A 17,824-nucleotide genomic window follows, 5' to 3' on the forward strand; every position below is an offset into this window, starting at 1 on the left:
AAATTAACATCATATGGGACTTATTACACCTGGATTGGGATTGATATTCTGGTCAGCACTTGGATTTTTGATCGTATTATTTCTTCTCACAAAATATGCATGGAAGCCCATACTCGCTGCATTGGACGAAAGGGAAAAAAGCATTGATGATGCACTTAAGTCAGCTGAAATAGCCAGAAACGAAATGGCTAACCTAAAGGCTGAAAACGAGAGAATCATCCATGAAGCCAAAATTGAGAGAGACACCATGCTCCACAAAGCATCGGAGGCAGCCAAGCAAATGATTGATGAGGCCAAAGAAAAAGCACATCTTGAAGGAGCAAAAATGATCGAGAATGCTAAGGCAACTATAGAAACCGAAAAGCAGGCAGCTATCGAAGATATCAAAGTACAGGTAGGAATCCTCTCCTTGGCAGTGGCGGAAAAATTATTGAAGAAAAATTTCTCCGAAGATGCTGCCCAACAAAAGTTGGTTGAAGAATTGGTAAAAGACATCAAGCTAAACTAATATGTCAAACATAAAAGTTGCCTCCCGATATGCAAGTTCTCTTCTCGACCTTTCGGTGGAGAAGAATGCGCTTGAGGCAGTTATCGGAGACATGAAAATGCTGCTTTCAATTGCAGAGCAGAATAGAGACCTTGGACTTACATTAAAAAGTCCAATCGTCACCTATGACAAGAAATTCAATATCCTTAAGGCATTGTTTGGCAAAACTGCCAATGAAATCACAATGAGCTTTTTTGATCTCGTTACACGCAAAAACAGGTCAAATGTATTGATTCCCACTGCACAGGAATTTCTCAGGCAATATAATGAATACAAAGGCATACAGGTAGCTGAGGTTACTGTGACTCTGCCTTTGACAGAAAAACTGAAAAAAGAAATCATTGAAATTGTAAAAGAGATCTCTGGACTTCAAAAAGTTGAGCTTGTTGAGAAAATCGACAAAAGCCTTATCGGAGGATTTGTTCTCAAAGTCAATGATAAGTTATGGGATGATTCTATCAGCGGAAAACTGAGAAAAGCAAGGATGAAATTTGCCCAAAGGTATTTCGTGAAACTATTTTAAAATCAAAGAAAACATTTAATAAAAATATAATGGCACAAATAAGACCTGATGAAGTTTCGGCTATTTTGAGAGAGCAACTCTCAAACGCCAAGACTGATACTGAACTTGAAGAAGTGGGAACCGTCCTCCAAGTAGGTGATGGGGTAGCCCGGATTTATGGACTAACCAAAGCTCAGGCCGGTGAATTATTGGAATTTGACAACGGTCTTAAGGCAATGGTCCTCAACCTAGAGGAAGACAATGTCGGTGCTGTACTTTTCGGTGATTCCAAACTTGTCAAAGAAGGTGACAATGTAAAAAGAACCAAAAAGATCGCCTCAATTAAAGTTGGCGATGGCATGTTGGGCCGTGTAGTAGATACTTTGGGTAATCCTATCGATGGCAAAGGTCCATTGACAGGGGAACTTTATGAAATGCCTTTGGAGCGTAAAGCGCCGGGTGTAATCTACCGTCAGCCAGTAAACGAACCGCTTCAGACAGGTATCAAGGCTATTGACTCCATGATTCCAATCGGAAGAGGTCAGCGTGAATTGATCATCGGTGACCGTCAGACAGGAAAGACCGCTGTGGCTATCGATACAATTCTAAACCAAAAAGAATATTACGAAAAAGGAGAACCTGTATATTGTATCTATGTGGCGATCGGACAGAAAGCCTCTACTGTAGCAGGTATTGTTTCAGCTCTGGAAAAAGGCGGAGCACTTCCATATTCAGTGGTGGTATCTGCCGCAGCTTCTGATCCTGCTCCGATGCAGTTCTTTGCTCCATTTACAGGTGCATGTATCGGTGAGTTTATCAGAGATACCGGGCGTCCTGCATTGATTATTTATGATGATTTGTCTAAGCAGGCTGTAGCTTACAGGGAAGTATCTTTGCTTCTTAGAAGACCTCCGGGACGTGAAGCATATCCAGGTGATGTATTCTACCTTCACTCCAGACTTCTTGAGAGAGCTGCCAAAATCAACAACTCTGATCAGATTGCACGTCAGATGAACGACCTTCCCGAATCCATCAAGCATTTGGTGAAAGGTGGCGGTTCATTGACAGCACTTCCGATCATCGAAACACAGGCAGGTGACGTGTCTGCTTATATCCCTACCAACGTGATCTCGATCACGGATGGACAGATTTTCTTGGAATCCAACCTATTCAACTCCGGTATCCGTCCTGCGATCAACGTAGGTATCTCGGTATCAAGGGTGGGTGGTAACGCACAGATCAAATCCATGAAAAAAGTTGCAGGTACATTGAAGCTCGACCAAGCTCAATTCCGTGAATTGGAAGCCTTCTCTAAATTTGGATCCGACCTTGATGCAAGTACCAAAAGAACCATCGAGAGGGGTAGAAGAAACCAGGAAATCCTGAAGCAACCACAATATGCACCGGTTCCTGTTGAACTTCAGGTAGCAATCATTTATGTGTCTACCAAAGGATTTATGGATTCTATCGCTCCTGAAAATGCAAGACAGTTTGAAAGAGAATTCTACAACCTGTTGAAGAGCAGCCATCCTGAAGCATTGGAACTCATCCTGAAAAATGACATTGATGCTGCAGGTAAAATCCTTGAGCGTGCAGCAAAAGATTTGTCTGCAAAATTTGCAAAATTATAATTGATTAAATAAGGGCAGGAAGTAATCACGTTGTTTACTTCCTGCTTTCAAACTTTCTTTTTTCACAGAAGAATAATATGGCCAATCTTAAGGAAGTAAAGCAAAGGATCACCTCAGTCAGCTCCACACAGCAGATCACCAAGGCCATGAAAATGGTCGCTGCAGCCAAGCTTAGAAGGGCTCAGGATAGGATCATCAAAATGCGTCCCTACTCCCAAAAATTAACCTCCATTTTGAATGAAGTAGTTTCGGCAATGGGTGGAGAATTGGAAATTGCATATGCAGAGCAAAGACAAGTGCAGAATGTCCTGATCGTACCGATGACTTCTGATAAGGGTTTGTGCGGCGCCTTTAACTCCAATATCATGAAGGCTACCGTTAGCCTAATCGACAAAGAATACAAATCAAAAAATGTCACCATTCTTCCTTTGGGAAAGAAAGCCTTTGAATATTTTACCAGAAGATCTTATACCACCAAAACCGATTTCTACGAAATTTTTGCTGATGTCAAATATGACGAAGTAAGGGTCATAGCAGAATATGCGATGAATGGTTTTCTATCAAAACAATTTGATAAAGTTGTTTTGGTGTACAACCATTTTAGAAACGTAGCCACCCAAGATATTCAGGTGGAACAGTTTCTTCCAATGGGAGGGGTGAAAGATTTGACTACCAAAGATAAACCAACTTCAACGGATTATATTTTGGAGCCTTCAAAAGAATATGTCATTAGGGATTTGGTTCCTACGGCATTGAAAACACAGTTTTACAAGGCTGTCTTAGATAGCAATGCCTCTGAACATGGTGCAAGGATGACTTCTATGGACAAAGCAACCGAAAACGCCAATGAGTTATTAAAGGAATTGAAGTTGATGTACAATAGAAACCGTCAGGCAGCCATTACAAATGAAATCCTTGAAATCGTAGCAGGTGCAAACGCGCTTGAAGGAAGTTAAAATAGCTAACAATAATACCCATATTGAAGCCACCAAATAGGTGGCTTTTTTTATTTCTATACTTTCTTCTTTTTTAAGGGAATCAATGCTGAGACCTCATCTTGATATCGCTTGTACTTTGATCCATAGATTTCAATAAGTTTCTTTTCTTCAAAGTAAATCCCAAAGGGCAGGTACATGACCAACATGCCAAAATGAACTGCCGAACTCAGTGTTGGCTCAAAAAAGAAAAAACCCAAGAAGATGAGCAAAGTGCCGGAGTAAATCGGATGTCTGACATAAGAATGGATCCCAGAGGAGACAAATTCTTCAATTTGGACCAAATCATCGTGCGGATTTATTCCAATAAACTCTGATTTACTGAAAGCCTTAAAAGACTTCACCACGATGATGGTACCAAAACTCGCAAGCATATAGCCAATATAAGTTAGGGCAGAGGTTTTGACAAGAAGGTCAGTTTGGTCAAAGGAAGTACCAAAAGCCAGGATACCAAAAATAAATACTGTAGAAAAAACAGAATACAGCAATCGGTACCATATGTAAAGCCTTCCCATCCATCCTTTGATTTTTCTTTTTATATTCAGGCTTGCAAGCAGAGAATGAAGATAATAAAACAAAACCCAAAGGATAACCAAAATCAGATAAGGCATGACATCAACTTTTTTTACGAATATCCCATTTCTATTGACAAAAAGAAACATCTTCCCGGCAGGGTATAAAGAATTGTATGAATCAAAACATCAATTTCATATTTGTCAAAACAAATAACCATTGGGCAATAAAATCCTGATTTCATGAAGATAGGTTTAATCAAAGAGGGAAAAGTGCCAACTGACAGAAGGGTCCCTTTTACCCCAAAACAGCTGTCATATTTATCCGAATTATACAGAGATTCACTTTCATTTTATGTCGAGTCCAGTCCGTTGAGGTGCTTTTCTGATGATGAATATATTCAGGAAGGAATTGAAGTGGTAGATGATATTTCATTTTGCGATTTACTGATGGGGGTCAAAGAAGTGCCTGTTTCACAATTGATTCCCAATAAATCGTATATCTTCTTTTCCCATACCATTAAAGAACAACCCCATAACAGAAAACTACTTCAGTCAATCCTGGAAAAAAACATCACCTTAATGGACTACGAAGTCCTAAAAGATGAAAATGGAAACCGAACAGTTGCTTTTGGACATTGGGCAGGAATCGTAGGAGCATACAATGGCTTGTGGACATACGGCAAAAAATCAGGGCTCTTTGATTTAAAAAGGGCTTTGGACTGCTTTGATAAGGAAGAACTGGAACAAGAATTGGTCAAAGTGGTATTGCCCCCCATAAAAATAGTAGTGACAGGAACAGGGAGAGTTGGAAAAGGAGTAGTAGAGGTCTTGGAACACATAGGAATAAAGGAGGTCGGGACCAAGGAATTGTTATTGCAATATTTTGACGAACCGGTATTTACTGTGCTTTCCACAGAGGAATATTATAGGAGAAAGACTGATGGAGGGTATGAGAGGCAAGAGTTTTATTCCCATCCTGAAAAATACGAAAGCCATTTTTTGAAATATACCGAAGTGAGCGACATCCTGATGGCTGCTGCATATTGGGATCCAAAGGCGCCAAAGCTATTTAAAATGGAGGATATCAGCTCAGAGGAATTCAGTATCTCGGTAATTGCAGACATTACCTGTGACATTGATGGATCTATCCCGACCACTATAAAAACAAGCAGCATCCTAAATCCAATCTATGATATCGACAGGGAAAGCTTTGAAGTGTTGCCGGCGTTTGGAAAACAGACTAGCATCTCGGTCATGGCCATCGACAATTTACCTACTGAACTCCCAAGAAATGCTTCCGAGGATTTTGGAAGCCAACTTATCCAACACTTGATTCCAGAATTATTGAAGGAAGAATCAAAGACCTTGGACAAAGCCACTATTGCTAAGGAAGGAGACCTGACAATTGAATTTATTTTTTTGAATGATTATGTAAATGCACCAGAAGATTGAGCAAATGAGCAACATTAAGATTGAAAAATATATAGAACAAACTGTTTTAAAAGCCCAAACAGTGGATGCTGACATAGAAAACATTGTCAAAGAAGCCAAGGAATTTGGGTTTGTAGGCGTATGTGTACCTCCTTTTTGGGTAAAAAAGGCAAAAAGGGAAATTGGTGATGCTGACATCCAATTGGTCTCTGTTGTGGGTTTTCCTCTCGGGTATAACCTTACCGAAACAAAAATAATTGAAACCGAGCAGCTCATAAAAATGGGGGCAGATGAAATCGATGTAGTTTGGTCTCTCACAGCCTTCAAAGCAGGAATGAACTGGCCAAAGATAGAACTTGCAAAACTCTCACAACTATGTCATGAACAAGAAAGGATATTGAAAGTAATCTTGGAAACAGCTTATCTCAGCGATTCGGAGATCATTCAAGCCTGTGAAATATGTGCAGATGCCGGCGTAGATTATGTAAAAACCTCCACAGGATTCGCACCGGAAGGAGCCAAAGAAAACCATATCAAGCTAATGCGGGAAAATCTTCCCAGTACAGTTGGAATAAAAGCTAGCGGGGGCATCAAAACCTTAGAGCAGGCTTTGGGTTTGATCCGGGCAGGTGCTGACAGAATAGGAACTAGCTCCGGGGTTCAGATCGTCAAATCAGCAATGGAATAATTTTTTATTGTCCAGCTTCAGATGAGATTTCTGTTTGGGGTGGCAGACTTGAGTTTTGATCATGACTTGCCTTACCCTCATCCTTATTCAGGTAAATCAAAATAAAGGGAATGATGAAAAAAGTAAGCAGGATATAAGCAAATCCAACAAATTTCCTTTTGACGGACTGATCTCCCAGAAAAGTCGCCAGTTTCACAGGAATGTTCCTAAGCCCTGGAAAAGGTAAAAACACCAGCGCTCCAAAAAAATTGAACAGAATGTGGACAATAGCTATGCTGATCGCTGCCTCAGTCTTATAAAGCGAGGCAATGACAGCTGTAATAGTAGTGCCAAGGTTCGCCCCAATAATAAAAGGAAAAACCTTTGATAAAGATACTTTCCTGTTTGCCACTGCAGGAACAATCAATGAAGTGGTAACAGTGCTTGATTGGACTGCTGCGGTAAAAAACAAACCATACAAGAACGACACATATGGAAATTTGAACATCTGTCGGCTCACTTTTTCAAAATTGGTTGAAATAAAAGTCCTAAATACAGTGTCTGAAAGGAATTTTATAGAAAAAAATACCAGAATTATCGACAAGATCAAACCCATAATCGGACTGTTGAGGAAGTCTACCAGCCATGAAGTCAATGGTCTGGTAAACAACACATTGTAAGTATACTCGCCTACAAATTCAGTATTGGCATCAAAAAAAGTATTGGTGATAAACGCTGCCGATCTGCTCAAAAACCCAAGGTAAATTTCCAAAGGGAATAAAATCATTACGGTGAGGATATTAAAAATATCATGCACGACACCCGCTGTCAGTGCTCTCTTGAATTCACCCTTCTTCATGATGTATGAGAAAGCCACGAGGGTACTTGTCAAAGTGGTTCCGATATTGGCTCCCATCACCATAGGAACCGCCTGCATCAAAGTCAGGTTGCCCGAGGCGACCACGGCTACAATCATGGATGTCACCATTGAACTGCTTTGAACCAATGCTGTAATCAGCAATCCTACAAAAAGTCCTACAAATGGATTATTGGTCGCCTGAAAAAGTTCTTCAGCCAAGTTATTGTTTAACTTGACCATAGACATGGTCAGCAAATCAATAGAAAACATGAAAAGAACAAATGCCAACAGCATTTGAAAAATTATCAATCCCTTGTTGGACTTCTGACTAGCTTCCTTGAGTTCGGCCATTTATATAAAACCCCTCATTAAGGGGTTAATTCCCTTTAATTTAGGTGCAAAATAAAAGTAAAGCAAATTAATAAAGCGGGATTTAGGATGAATATTTTGTTAACATTAAATTTTTGAGAATCAAACCTTAGCCATTGGAAAAAAACACAGCTCATTTTGTTCTTTTGTCCTAAATAGGGTAATTTGAGTCTGAAATATGGCCCATTTTAAAAATTTAAAGGTGATATTCGATTTTTAAGTGAAGTTTGCCTTAACAATTTGTTAATATTGACTGCCAATAAACTTCTTTAAATTTGCACCGGAAAAAAATCTTTCACCCATATCCAACATGGCCAAGCTTAAAGACCAAAATATAAATCAGGATGCCCTATCCAAAGCAGCCTATTCACTTTTTGATTTTACTAAGAAAGAAAGAACATTTTTAGTCACGATCTGCATTTTGGTTTCAATAGCAGGTATTATTTCTCCTTATACTTATTGGGCAATGTGGTTTGGTTTTATCTTGGCGGCCTATTCTGCGATAGCCAACGACAGTATTCAGACCATCGGTACATTTATTGCGTCCAACCAAAATCGAAAATGGTATTGGCTTTGGCTATTTATGGGATTGATTTTTTTAGGAACAGTTACCTTCAGTTGGTTTACCTACAATGGAGATGTAAGTTACCAGCGATTAATGGTACCGGGATTGGAAAAAGCCCCGGAAAGTTTTGTCTTCCTCCAACTCGCAGCACCGATCGTACTTTTGGTAATGACCAGGTTGAGGATGCCCGTTTCCACTACTTTCTTGTTATTAAATGTTTTTACCTATAAGGCTGGCACAATCGTAGATGTGATGAAAAAATCCTTTATTGGATATATTCTTGCATTTACTTTGGCAATTATAGTGTGGTTTATACTTGAAAAATTTGTAGAAACCTACCTGAAAGGAAAACCTAAGCCATATTGGGATGTCTTACAATGGATTACCTCAGGTATACTTTGGGGAGTTTGGATCATGCAAGATGCTGCCAACATTGCTGTTTTTCTTCCAAGGAGTCTGAATGTTTGGGAATTCGTAGCTTTTGCTGGTTTTATTTTCATAGGACTGGGATTCTTGTTTTACATGAAGGGTGACAGGATTCAATCTGTAGTCAATGAAAAAACCAGGGTTACTGATGTAAGGGCAGCCACCTTAGTGGACCTAGTGTATGCTATTATCTTATTCTATTTTAAAATGGCCAACAATATCCCGATGAGTACAACCTGGGTTTTCATTGGATTATTGGGAGGTAGAGAAATTGCCATTGCTTTGGCAAAATCCAAAAAACTCGAAAAAAGGAAATTGAATATCGTGCAGGCCTTGTACCTGACCAGAAAAGACCTTACCAAAGCAACCATAGGCCTGATTGTTTCATTGGTCATGGCATTGATCATCAATGAGGGTGTAAGAAATGAGGTGTTTGATTACTTCAGGTAAATAAATCATATCCTAAAGAATGGCGTAGGTTTTGAAAAAAATCTACGCCATTTTTATTTTTGAACAAAACTTTAAAATGGAATTATACACGGACGCATACTTTATGAATGAAGCAATGAAACTCGCCCAGATTGCTTTTGAGGATGGTGAGATTCCTGTCGGGGCTATCATTGTGTGCAGGAATAAAATTATTGCCAAAGCTTATAACCAAACCGAAAAACTCACGGATGTGACTGCCCATGCAGAAATCCTGGCCATTACTTCTGCAGCAAATGCCTTAGGCGCAAAATACCTGACAGAATGCCAAATGTATGTAACCCTCGAGCCTTGTGCGATGTGTGCAGGAGCCTCATTTTGGGCTCAATTAGGTGAAATTCACTACGGAGCTTCTGATCCAAAAAGAGGATTTTCAAGGTTAACAGAAAACCTCCTCCATCCCAAAACAAAAGTTACAAGTGGTTTGATGGCCGAAGAATCCAAAGCGCTTTTGGATAAATTCTTCAAAAAATTAAGAAATTGATTGATTTTAGGGCTTTTTAGAACCTTTTTAAATTCAATTTGGTTGAACTTAGGTACGAGACAATAGAATTTCATTATTTATGTTTAACCATAAACCTTTATAAAAATGGCTTTTGAACTTCCAAAACTTCCTTATGATTTCAATGCGCTTGAGCCGCATATCGACACCAAAACCATGGAAATCCACCATGGCAAGCACCACAATGCTTATGTTACAAACCTTAACAATGCCATTGCAGGAACTGACCTGGAAAACAAGAGCATCGAAGAATTGATGAAAGTAGCGGGTAGCAACGCTGCTGTAAGAAACAACGGTGGCGGACATTACAACCACAGCTTATTTTGGACAATCATGAAACCAAACGGCGGTGGAAATCCAACAGGCGAAATCGGTGCTGCCATTGATGCAAAATTCGGTTCTTTTGAAAAATTCAAGGAGGAGTTTGCAAAAGCAGCGGCTACTCGTTTTGGATCGGGATGGGCTTGGCTTTGTGTAGATACCAAAAAGGAACTTTGTGTATGTTCATCTCCAAATCAGGACAACCCATTGATGGATGTTTCTGAGTGTCCGGGAACTCCAATCCTAGGTCTTGATGTATGGGAACATGCTTACTACCTGAATTACCAAAACAGAAGACCTGATTATGTGTCTGCTTTCTGGAATGTGATCAACTGGGAAGAAGTGGCAAAAAGATATGCAGCTGCGAAGTAATTGATACTTTAAACAACAATATAAAAGCCTTGGAACTAAGTCTCCAAGGCTTTTTTTGTACTCCTATCGAACGTTCTTTGTGTTCGGTAATGTACAGACATTAAAATCCCATTTACATTTAATCAGTTGTTTTTCAGCTGTTTATAAATTTTTTATTTATTGGCATTCATTTTTCAATAGGGATGGTACAGCATTAGAAAACTAAACCAACCTATTACCATGAAAATTTCAATTCAGATTTTTACAGTCCTCTTTTTCTTCTTTTTAGGATTAAGCAACCTCGCGGCAAAAGATGTCGCTTTGATAACCGGACAGGTAAAAGACCAAAAAGGAGAGTCACTGCCATTTGTCAATGTTGCACTTGTAGAAGCTCAGACAGGAACCTTGATCACAGGAGCTGTCACAAGCGACTCAGGTGAATTTCTGATCGAAACTGCCAGATCCGGAAAAGTCCATCTTGTGGTATCTTCCATAGGTTTTGAAACATTCAAATCAGAAGAGTTTGAAATCAAGGTGGGATCCAACAAAGAATTTGGAGCAATCTCACTCAAGGAAGAAGCAGGAAACCTTGAAGAAGTAACAGTAAGGTCTACAAGACCGGATATCATCGTCGAAGCAGACAAAACCACCATCAATGTCGAAGGCACTGTCATGGCAGATGGAAATACAGCCTTGGATGTGATCGGAAGATCTCCAGGTGTGTATGTCGACGAAAATGATAACATCAACCTCAACGGACGTCCTGGAGTGACTGTCATGATCAATGACCGACAGACCTATATGTCGGCCAATGACCTTGCCAACTTTCTCCGATCCATGCCAGCGGACAACATCAAAAGCATAGAAATCATCAACAACCCTACTTCAAAATTTGATGCGGAAGGAACTGCAGGTGTGATCAATATCAGGTTAAAGAAAAATAACCTAGACGGCATGTTTGGAAATATTCAGACCGGGGGCATGTACAATGGCATTTTCGGACCAAATGCAGGGATCGCATTGAATGTCAAAAAAGGAAAATGGACCAATACCGCCAACTTAAATTACAATGAATTCAATTTCTTGAACGATATCAATATCAACAGAAACTTCCAGTTGGAAGAAGGTGTATCAAACTTTGACCAAAGCAGCAAGATCACTACAATCAACAAAAGCTTGTTTTTTACCGGTGGGACAGATTATGAAATCAATGACAAACACAGCGTAGGAATCAATATCCAGGCTTCTGATTACAATGGTGAAAATGACGGCAAGTCATTTACCGAAATCAACAATCCGGGAACTGATGACCTCTTCTTTCTAAGATCAAACAATGACGGCGAAAGCAATAACAAAAGAATTTTTGGAAACTTCCATTATGTAGGACTTTTGGATACACTCGGGACAAAATTCACTACTGACGTGGATTATACCAAAATGAAATCAAATTCCCAGTCATTGCTTTCAAACAATAGATGGATCAATGACAATGAGCCAACTGCTGCCAGAGACTATATCTTGACGCTCAATGACATGGATTATACCATTTTCACTGCCAAAGTCGACTTTACCAAACCACTTGGAAAAGGTAGGGTTTTGGAAACAGGGCTTAAAGGAAGCTGGGTAAAATCAGACAACAACCTAGACCTCAGTAAAGCCATCGAAGAGGAGCCTTTTGAGCAGGACCCAAATTCTAACAAGTTTATCTATGAAGAAAATGTCCTTGCCGCTTACGCTACTTACAAAAGCAAATTTTCGGATAAAGTGAGCTATCAGGCAGGTTTGAGAACAGAATATTCGGACATCACCGGAAACTCCGTTACTCTTGATCAAGTAAACAAACAAAACTACATCAACCTGTTCCCAAGTTTCTTTGTGCAGCAGGAAGTCAGCAAAAACTATCAAATCATCTACAATGCCAATAGAAGGATCAATAGACCAAATTATCGCTTGCTGAACCCTTTTATTTTCTACATTGATCCATTGACTACAGAGCAGGGAAATCCTTACCTCAAGCCACAATATTCCAACAACCTAGAGATGAATCATGTCATCAAAGGTCAGTATCAGTTTACTTTGGGATATTCGTTGACCACCGATGTGTTTCAGCAAATATTCACTCAGGATGAGGAAACCAGAACCACAACAACCTACACAGCCAATTTGGATAAATCCCAAAACTGGAATTTCAGGGCAATGATTCCTGTGGAAATAAGAAAATGGTGGAATACCAGCAATATGGTCCAAGTCAACAATGCCCGTTGGAAATCCATGATCGGTGACGCTTTGTTGGATGTGTCTCAGACTTCACTGACTCTCAGAACCCAACACACCTTCAACCTGCCTGCGGGATTCAGGGGTGAATTGATGGCGATGTACATTGGCCCCTCCCAATATGGTCAAGCTGCCATCAAGGGATTTGGTTGGGTAGATGCCGGAATCTCAAAAAACCTGATGAAAGACAAGCTGAGCATCACGGTAAATGGAACTGACCTTTTCAGAAGTCAAATCATCAAGGCAGCAGTGGTATTTGACAATATAGACACAAGCTTCCAGCAATATAGAAGCAATCAGGGTGTAAGGTTCACCTTGAGGTACAAGTTTGCCAAAGGAGAAAATTTCAAAATCTCCAACAGAAGCGGAAGTACAGAAGAAAGAAACAGGTTGGACAATTAAATATGCCTAAACCCTATACCGATTTTGGTATAGGGTTTTTGGGCAAAAGTAAATTTCTTACTGTAATTTAAGGTCTTAACCAATTTTATTTAAAAACATCAATCCTCATGGCAAAATTATTTTCAACCCTGATCGCAATCTTTTTTTTCCACAGCCTGATTGCACAAAACTTCGAAAAAGCCAAACTCGACCAATATTTTGAGACTTTGGCTGAAAATCAGAAATTAATGGGCTCTGTCACCCTCTCCCATGAGGGGAAGGTTATCTACCAAAATGCCTTTGGTTATGCGGATATCGAAGCCAATATTCCTGCTTCTTCTGCCACGAAATACAGGGTAGGATCGATCACAAAAATGTTTACTTCTGCCCTTATTCTGAAGGCGGTGGAAGAAGGAAAAATCAGCCTTGACCAAAAAATCGACAGGTTCTTTCCGGAAATAGAAAATGCCTCTGACATCAGCATCAGCCAATTGATGAACCACAGAAGTGGAATCCACAGCTTCACCTCAAATCCTGATTATCTCCAGTGGAACACCCAAAATAAGTCGAGAAAAGGACTTTATGACATCATCAAGGAAGGCGGCAGCGATTTTGAACCAGACTCCAAAGCGGATTATAGCAATTCCAATTATGTATTGCTCACATGGATCCTCGAAGATGTTTACATGCAGTCCTATCCAATGTTATTGAAAAAACACATCACCGATCCATTGAAATTAGCCAATACCTATGTGGGACAGAAAACAACCACTGCCTCCAAGGAATCCTATTCTTACAAATTTGTAGGGAAATGGGAAAAAGAAACAGAAACGGACATGTCCATTCCCTTGGGAGCGGGAGCAATTGTCTCCACTACCGAGGACCTAACCAAATTTATCGAAGGACTTTTTGCCGGGAAAATCATATCCCCTGCCAGTCTTGCATTAATGAAGGAGATGAGGGATAATTATGGTAGAGGCATGTTTGCCATTCCCTTTTATGACAAAGTATCTTATGGCCACACAGGAGGTATAGACGAATTCAAGTCCATGTTGGGATATTTTCAGGACGAAAAACTTGCTTTCGCCATGGCAGTCAACGGATCCAACATAGACCCAAACCAAGCTGCCATTGCGGTATTGAGTGCGTATTTTGGAAAAGAATATACTATTCCCACCTTTTCGGCAAATCCCCTCAAGACTGAAGATCTGGATGTGTATCTCGGTGTGTATGGAAGTACATCTTTCCCATTGGAAGTGACTATCACCAAAGAAAATACCACATTGATCGGTCAGGCTACCGGACAACCCAAATTTTCCCTAGAATACAAAGAGGAACATGTTTTCATATTTACCCCGGCAGGATTGACATTGGAATTCAATCCCGAAACCAAGGAAATGACCCTGAAGCAGGGAGCAGGAAATTTCGTCCTTAGCAAAAAATAAAGAATCTAAAAGTGAAACGGTTTGCAACTTGAAAGGAGGCTTTAATAAAAGCCTCTTTTTACTTTAAGATATAAGTAAGTCCAATATTGAGGACGAGATTTCCCCTGTCGAGACCCGGCACAAAGTATATATCAGGCTGGTTTTCCAAATACCATTTATAATTCCAGGTATTGACATATTGAAAATTTCCTTGCGCCAAGAGATTACCAAATCTCCACTCTGTGACAAGGGAAGGCACCAAGTCCACATATTTGGTGCGCCAATCCTTGGAAGCCTCAAACCTGAAATTGTAAAAGTCATTGTTATAGACTATCCTTTCCATATGAAAGGCGATTTTGCTGAAATCCCTTACCCATCCCAATTCTACCCAATTGACATTGGCAGCAGGCCCATATCCAATCCCCAACACCTGTCCCTGATGGGTATAACCATGCCTGACATGGTTATGAATGTACCAAGTGTCCAGATTTCGGATGCTTTCCCTGATCGTCTGACCTGACTGGGTCATTTCCGAACTGATCTGGATAAACTGCCTGTCTCTTTTCAATGGGATCAAAGTTGAGAATCCAAGTGTAAACGCCCTGTTTCTCTCTGGAGTAATGAGAAAATCGGCAGTCCTTATACTGTTGCCGTTGGTTCCGTATTCTCCGTAAAACTCAAAATGACCTTCTGAACTCAACCATCTAAAAAACCCTGAACTGAACTGCTGTCTGCGGTCTCTTGTAGGATTGTGGACTGCATAGAATCCTTTTTCTCCATTGAACACAGGAAGATAATCAGCAAAAGTCTCCATGTCTGCCCTGTACATATGGTTTACAGAACCATAACCCAGTGACAAACCTGGCAACCACTTAGGCTGATAGGTAAAAATCAAGCCGGAGATATACCTGTCACCATTTTCCCTTTTTGGAACCAAAACAGGATTTTGTTGGAAAACATAATCTGAATGAGGAGAGGGGTAATTGGTGCTTTTTAGAAAACCTGAAATTAACTGCCCTTCAAAATGTCCGATTTTGGTTTTTATCGGCTTCTGGGTGTTGAGGGTAAAGTGTAAAAAGCCGGGAGCATTGTTGCTCATTAGCAATGAACTCCTTTTGCCGGGTCCCCACCACAGGTTTTCAGTCGAAATACCGAGGGACATTCCTTTGTGGTTGAACCTGAGACTGGATTGTCCGAGGTTAAGGCTATTGAGGGGTTCGGTCCCAAACCGCTCCGGCATGTCAATCCTATTCATATATTCAAAGTAATAAAGAATAGTAGACTGGTGCTCTATAGGAAATCCTAGGTAATCTTTGTTTTGGGCTAGGAAAAATTCCGGCTGAAGCTGAAGGCTGAATTTTCCATATTCAAGATACGCCCCGATGCTGAAAATATTCTGCATGCCCCGATTAGGAATCATGGCACCATCATTCAGGCCAAATGCATAATTCGAAGCATATTGAAACCTGTTGGTGACAGGCATTATGAAGAATTTCAGCTTTTTTTCCTCATCCAAAAATCCATAGTATGGAGAGGTATCTATATCAATAAAAGTACTGTCAAGGTCAAAACCCACTTCCCGGTCAAAAGCATGGACAGGAAGGATTGGCCTGATCATAAAACTGCTCAGGTCATTTAATTTACCCTCAAGCTGCATCCTGCGCATGTAGTCCTCCAGGACAGGCGTGCCAACCGCCACTGATTGGGACAAAGAAACCTCCACAAAAAGGAGCAACTGAAGAATAACCAAACCTAACCTGAGAGATGTTTTCATCGCTGTTTTCATATGATCACATCACAAATAAGGTTGACACTTCTATTTTGCCCAAAGACCAGCTTTCGTCACACTTGGGATTTGGGCTATTTGTCTGCAGCAGCTGATCCCCCAAAGTAACCTTTACTTTTTGATCTGTATGCTTGACCAATTTTGAAATCCTATAAACAGTGGTGTTGTTGGGCTGATTGGCGAGATGACAAAGTCCCGGAATATTGGTACGGATTGCTCCTTCTTTTGGAAAATTCTGTCTGAAATAATCGGCCGGGTAAGATTGTCTTGGGCAAAAAGTCGATTCACAGGGTGTATTAGAAAAAGTCGTACGCATCACTTCTTCTCCTTCCACTTTCATGTACCAAAAATCAGGGCCGCCAATGGCATTATCCGGATTGCCGTCCCATGAATCATGGATCCAAATCTCTACAGTCACTTTGACAATGTTATGCTTCGGCAATTGCTGCAGTGTCAGGGAAACTTCCTCATTGTTGTAATTTCCTAAAAGGGTATCCCTTTGGAAAACCAAAAGTCTTCCATTTTCAAAATTGGTCAAATCAGATTTTGAAAAATCATTGGAATAAACCTCATCCACACCCTCACAGTCACAAACCGTATCCTGCTGACATGAACCGAGTCCAAGCGAAATAATCAAAAGCGTGAAAAAAAAGGGTAAAGACAGGTTAATCTTGGGAAGCATACAATTGAAGAGTATTTTTTGCAAAACCACTGTATAGTGGAACTTACAGGTGACAATCGGATTACAAATAAATGAATTTTTGATGGAATAAGAACCTTTTGAAAGGGTAAAATCAGCGAATTATAAATGATTGAAAAAGTAATTAAAACTCAACCAAAAGCTGAGCCAACTCATCTGGCATAGAAAAAAAAGGAGAATGCCCAGATTTCAATTTTACTGTTTTCTCACATTTGACTCTAGTAGGCAACAATGATTTGTCCAAATCCTTACTTTCTGTACACAGAATAAAATATTTTGGAATGTTACCAAAAACTTCTTCAGTCACCTTTACAGGAGTTCCCAATGGAGCAAATGATTGGCGACTTAAATGTTTATGGGCATAATCTTTATCTGATTGGGTGCAGTCATGATAAAACAGAATATCTGCTATTTCCGGTTTGAAAGTGGAGGTCTTTCCATTTTTACTTACAATCAAGCCATTTCCTATTGTCATCCTTGAACTGTCCTTTGGTAAGCTAGCTTCAATTAATCCGGCCAAGGAACTTACTGATTCCCCGTTTTGGGGCAAGAACGCATCGATATAGATAAGTTTGGCTACTTTGACTTTTCCAAGGATTTCTGCCGCTTGCGAAATGACAGTTCCTCCCATTGAATGGCCGACCAAAATCACTTCACCTTCTATATTATTGGCAGTTTTTGTAACCTTTTCTACGTAATCTGAAAAAATTACCGAATCAGCATAATTGGTGTCATTACCATGGCTTGGGAGGTCTATCGCCATCACTTTGTAACCCTTACCTTCCATCAAAGGGATTATCTTGTACCAACACCAAGCCCCATGCCAGGCTCCGTGGACCAAAACATAGGTTTTGTCTTTGGATTGACCTTGAACAGAAGTAATACCCAAGAACAACATGAGGATAAAAAAAACCGGTTTTTTCATTTTTTTCCTAAGTCAAAAGATTGAGGTAACTTCTATTCTAAATACAGGAATTAATCAGCAATTCGCAAAGTTAGTGTTTCAAAATTTTTATTTTGAAAATAAAATTTGGACAAAAAATGAAACTTACTTATTAGAAATTGATAAGGATAAACAGGCCTAATTGGAAA

Annotated in this window: 16 protein-coding genes; 11 read left to right on the forward strand and 5 right to left on the reverse strand. The window is 40.0% G+C overall.

Annotated elements, in window-relative coordinates; translation table 11 throughout:
* The first annotated feature begins 13 nt into the window (after window positions 1–13).
* From NU887_RS04540 to atpG, 4 genes are all read left to right on the forward strand, one after another.
* A complete protein-coding gene (locus tag NU887_RS04540) occupies window positions 14–508 on the forward strand; it encodes a F0F1 ATP synthase subunit B (RefSeq protein WP_258422172.1) in 495 nt (164 codons plus the stop codon).
* A gap of 1 nt (window position 509) precedes the next feature.
* Window positions 510–1,070: an ATP synthase F1 subunit delta gene (gene atpH / locus NU887_RS04545; RefSeq protein ID WP_258422173.1), complete on the forward strand. Its 561-nt coding sequence runs from the start codon at window positions 510–512 to the stop codon at window positions 1,068–1,070.
* 29 nt (window positions 1,071–1,099) lie between these two features.
* A complete protein-coding gene (atpA, locus tag NU887_RS04550; protein ID WP_258422174.1) occupies window positions 1,100–2,680 on the forward strand; it encodes a F0F1 ATP synthase subunit alpha in 1,581 nt (526 codons plus the stop codon).
* Window positions 2,681–2,757: 77 nt separating this feature from the next.
* Window positions 2,758–3,636, forward strand: a complete 879-nt coding sequence (gene atpG / locus NU887_RS04555) for an ATP synthase F1 subunit gamma (RefSeq protein WP_258422175.1) — start codon at window positions 2,758–2,760, stop codon at window positions 3,634–3,636.
* 56 nt (window positions 3,637–3,692) lie between these two features.
* Here the strand turns inward: atpG and NU887_RS04560 are convergent, their stop codons facing one another.
* Window positions 3,693–4,286: a methyltransferase family protein gene (locus NU887_RS04560; RefSeq protein WP_258422176.1), complete on the reverse strand. Its 594-nt coding sequence runs from the start codon at window positions 4,284–4,286 to the stop codon at window positions 3,693–3,695.
* A 144-nt stretch (window positions 4,287–4,430) separates the two neighbouring features.
* Here NU887_RS04560 and NU887_RS04565 point away from each other — a divergent pair, with 144 nt between their 5' ends.
* Window positions 4,431–5,642 (forward strand): NAD(P)-dependent oxidoreductase, encoded by a 1,212-nt coding sequence (locus NU887_RS04565; protein ID WP_258422177.1) that lies wholly within the window; start codon window positions 4,431–4,433, stop codon window positions 5,640–5,642.
* A 4-nt stretch (window positions 5,643–5,646) separates the two neighbouring features.
* On the forward strand, window positions 5,647–6,309 hold the full coding sequence (gene deoC, locus NU887_RS04570) for a deoxyribose-phosphate aldolase (RefSeq protein ID WP_258422178.1): 663 nt from the start codon (window positions 5,647–5,649) through the stop codon (window positions 6,307–6,309).
* Between the two features lie 4 nt (window positions 6,310–6,313).
* Here the strand turns inward: deoC and NU887_RS04575 are convergent, their stop codons facing one another.
* A complete protein-coding gene (locus tag NU887_RS04575) occupies window positions 6,314–7,498 on the reverse strand; it encodes a Na/Pi symporter (protein ID WP_258422179.1) in 1,185 nt (394 codons plus the stop codon).
* Window positions 7,499–7,826: 328 nt separating this feature from the next.
* On the opposite strand from NU887_RS04575, the gene NU887_RS04580 reads away from it, so the two are divergent.
* The 5 genes from NU887_RS04580 to NU887_RS04600 all read left to right on the forward strand — a co-directional run bounded on the left by NU887_RS04580 (window position 7,827) and on the right by NU887_RS04600 (window position 14,267).
* The gene (locus tag NU887_RS04580; RefSeq protein WP_258422180.1) at window positions 7,827–8,957 is read left to right on the forward strand and encodes a hypothetical protein; all 1,131 of its coding nucleotides are present in this window, start codon (window positions 7,827–7,829) and stop codon (window positions 8,955–8,957) included.
* A 76-nt stretch (window positions 8,958–9,033) separates the two neighbouring features.
* The gene (locus NU887_RS04585) at window positions 9,034–9,477 is read left to right on the forward strand and encodes a nucleoside deaminase (RefSeq protein ID WP_258422181.1); all 444 of its coding nucleotides are present in this window, start codon (window positions 9,034–9,036) and stop codon (window positions 9,475–9,477) included.
* 105 nt (window positions 9,478–9,582) lie between these two features.
* Window positions 9,583–10,188 (forward strand): superoxide dismutase, encoded by a 606-nt coding sequence (locus NU887_RS04590; RefSeq protein WP_258422182.1) that lies wholly within the window; start codon window positions 9,583–9,585, stop codon window positions 10,186–10,188.
* A gap of 219 nt (window positions 10,189–10,407) precedes the next feature.
* Complete coding sequence (locus NU887_RS04595; RefSeq protein ID WP_258422183.1) at window positions 10,408–12,843, forward strand: TonB-dependent receptor; 2,436 nt, start codon at window positions 10,408–10,410, stop codon at window positions 12,841–12,843.
* Window positions 12,844–12,950: 107 nt separating this feature from the next.
* Window positions 12,951–14,267, forward strand: a complete 1,317-nt coding sequence (locus NU887_RS04600; protein ID WP_258422184.1) for a serine hydrolase domain-containing protein — start codon at window positions 12,951–12,953, stop codon at window positions 14,265–14,267.
* Window positions 14,268–14,325: 58 nt separating this feature from the next.
* On the opposite strand, the gene NU887_RS04605 is transcribed toward NU887_RS04600, so the two are convergent.
* The 3 genes from NU887_RS04605 to NU887_RS04615 form a co-directional block, all read right to left on the reverse strand.
* A complete protein-coding gene (locus NU887_RS04605; RefSeq protein WP_258422185.1) occupies window positions 14,326–16,020 on the reverse strand; it encodes a capsule assembly Wzi family protein in 1,695 nt (564 codons plus the stop codon).
* Window positions 16,021–16,036: 16 nt separating this feature from the next.
* Complete coding sequence (locus NU887_RS04610) at window positions 16,037–16,714, reverse strand: hypothetical protein (RefSeq protein ID WP_258422186.1); 678 nt, start codon at window positions 16,712–16,714, stop codon at window positions 16,037–16,039.
* A gap of 142 nt (window positions 16,715–16,856) precedes the next feature.
* Complete coding sequence (locus NU887_RS04615) at window positions 16,857–17,657, reverse strand: alpha/beta fold hydrolase (RefSeq protein WP_258422187.1); 801 nt, start codon at window positions 17,655–17,657, stop codon at window positions 16,857–16,859.
* Window positions 17,658–17,824 lie beyond the last annotated feature (167 nt).

The sequence above is a fragment of the Aquiflexum gelatinilyticum genome (assembly GCF_024741135.1).
GTDB lineage: Bacteria > Bacteroidota > Bacteroidia > Cytophagales > Cyclobacteriaceae > Cognataquiflexum > Cognataquiflexum gelatinilyticum.

Coding starts and splice junctions, on each gene's coding strand:
- NU887_RS04540 (WP_258422172.1), top strand. CDS start 14: ATGGGACTTATTACACCTGGATTGGGATTGATATTCTGGTCAGCACTT.
- atpH (WP_258422173.1), top strand. CDS start 510: ATGTCAAACATAAAAGTTGCCTCCCGATATGCAAGTTCTCTTCTCGAC.
- atpA (WP_258422174.1), top strand. CDS start 1,100: ATGGCACAAATAAGACCTGATGAAGTTTCGGCTATTTTGAGAGAGCAA.
- atpG (WP_258422175.1), top strand. CDS start 2,758: ATGGCCAATCTTAAGGAAGTAAAGCAAAGGATCACCTCAGTCAGCTCC.
- NU887_RS04560 (WP_258422176.1), bottom strand. CDS start 4,286: ATGCCTTATCTGATTTTGGTTATCCTTTGGGTTTTGTTTTATTATCTT.
- NU887_RS04565 (WP_258422177.1), top strand. CDS start 4,431: ATGAAGATAGGTTTAATCAAAGAGGGAAAAGTGCCAACTGACAGAAGG.
- deoC (WP_258422178.1), top strand. CDS start 5,647: ATGAGCAACATTAAGATTGAAAAATATATAGAACAAACTGTTTTAAAA.
- NU887_RS04575 (WP_258422179.1), bottom strand. CDS start 7,498: ATGGCCGAACTCAAGGAAGCTAGTCAGAAGTCCAACAAGGGATTGATA.
- NU887_RS04580 (WP_258422180.1), top strand. CDS start 7,827: ATGGCCAAGCTTAAAGACCAAAATATAAATCAGGATGCCCTATCCAAA.
- NU887_RS04585 (WP_258422181.1), top strand. CDS start 9,034: ATGGAATTATACACGGACGCATACTTTATGAATGAAGCAATGAAACTC.
- NU887_RS04590 (WP_258422182.1), top strand. CDS start 9,583: ATGGCTTTTGAACTTCCAAAACTTCCTTATGATTTCAATGCGCTTGAG.
- NU887_RS04595 (WP_258422183.1), top strand. CDS start 10,408: ATGAAAATTTCAATTCAGATTTTTACAGTCCTCTTTTTCTTCTTTTTA.
- NU887_RS04600 (WP_258422184.1), top strand. CDS start 12,951: ATGGCAAAATTATTTTCAACCCTGATCGCAATCTTTTTTTTCCACAGC.
- NU887_RS04605 (WP_258422185.1), bottom strand. CDS start 16,020: ATGAAAACATCTCTCAGGTTAGGTTTGGTTATTCTTCAGTTGCTCCTT.
- NU887_RS04610 (WP_258422186.1), bottom strand. CDS start 16,714: ATGCTTCCCAAGATTAACCTGTCTTTACCCTTTTTTTTCACGCTTTTG.
- NU887_RS04615 (WP_258422187.1), bottom strand. CDS start 17,657: ATGAAAAAACCGGTTTTTTTTATCCTCATGTTGTTCTTGGGTATTACT.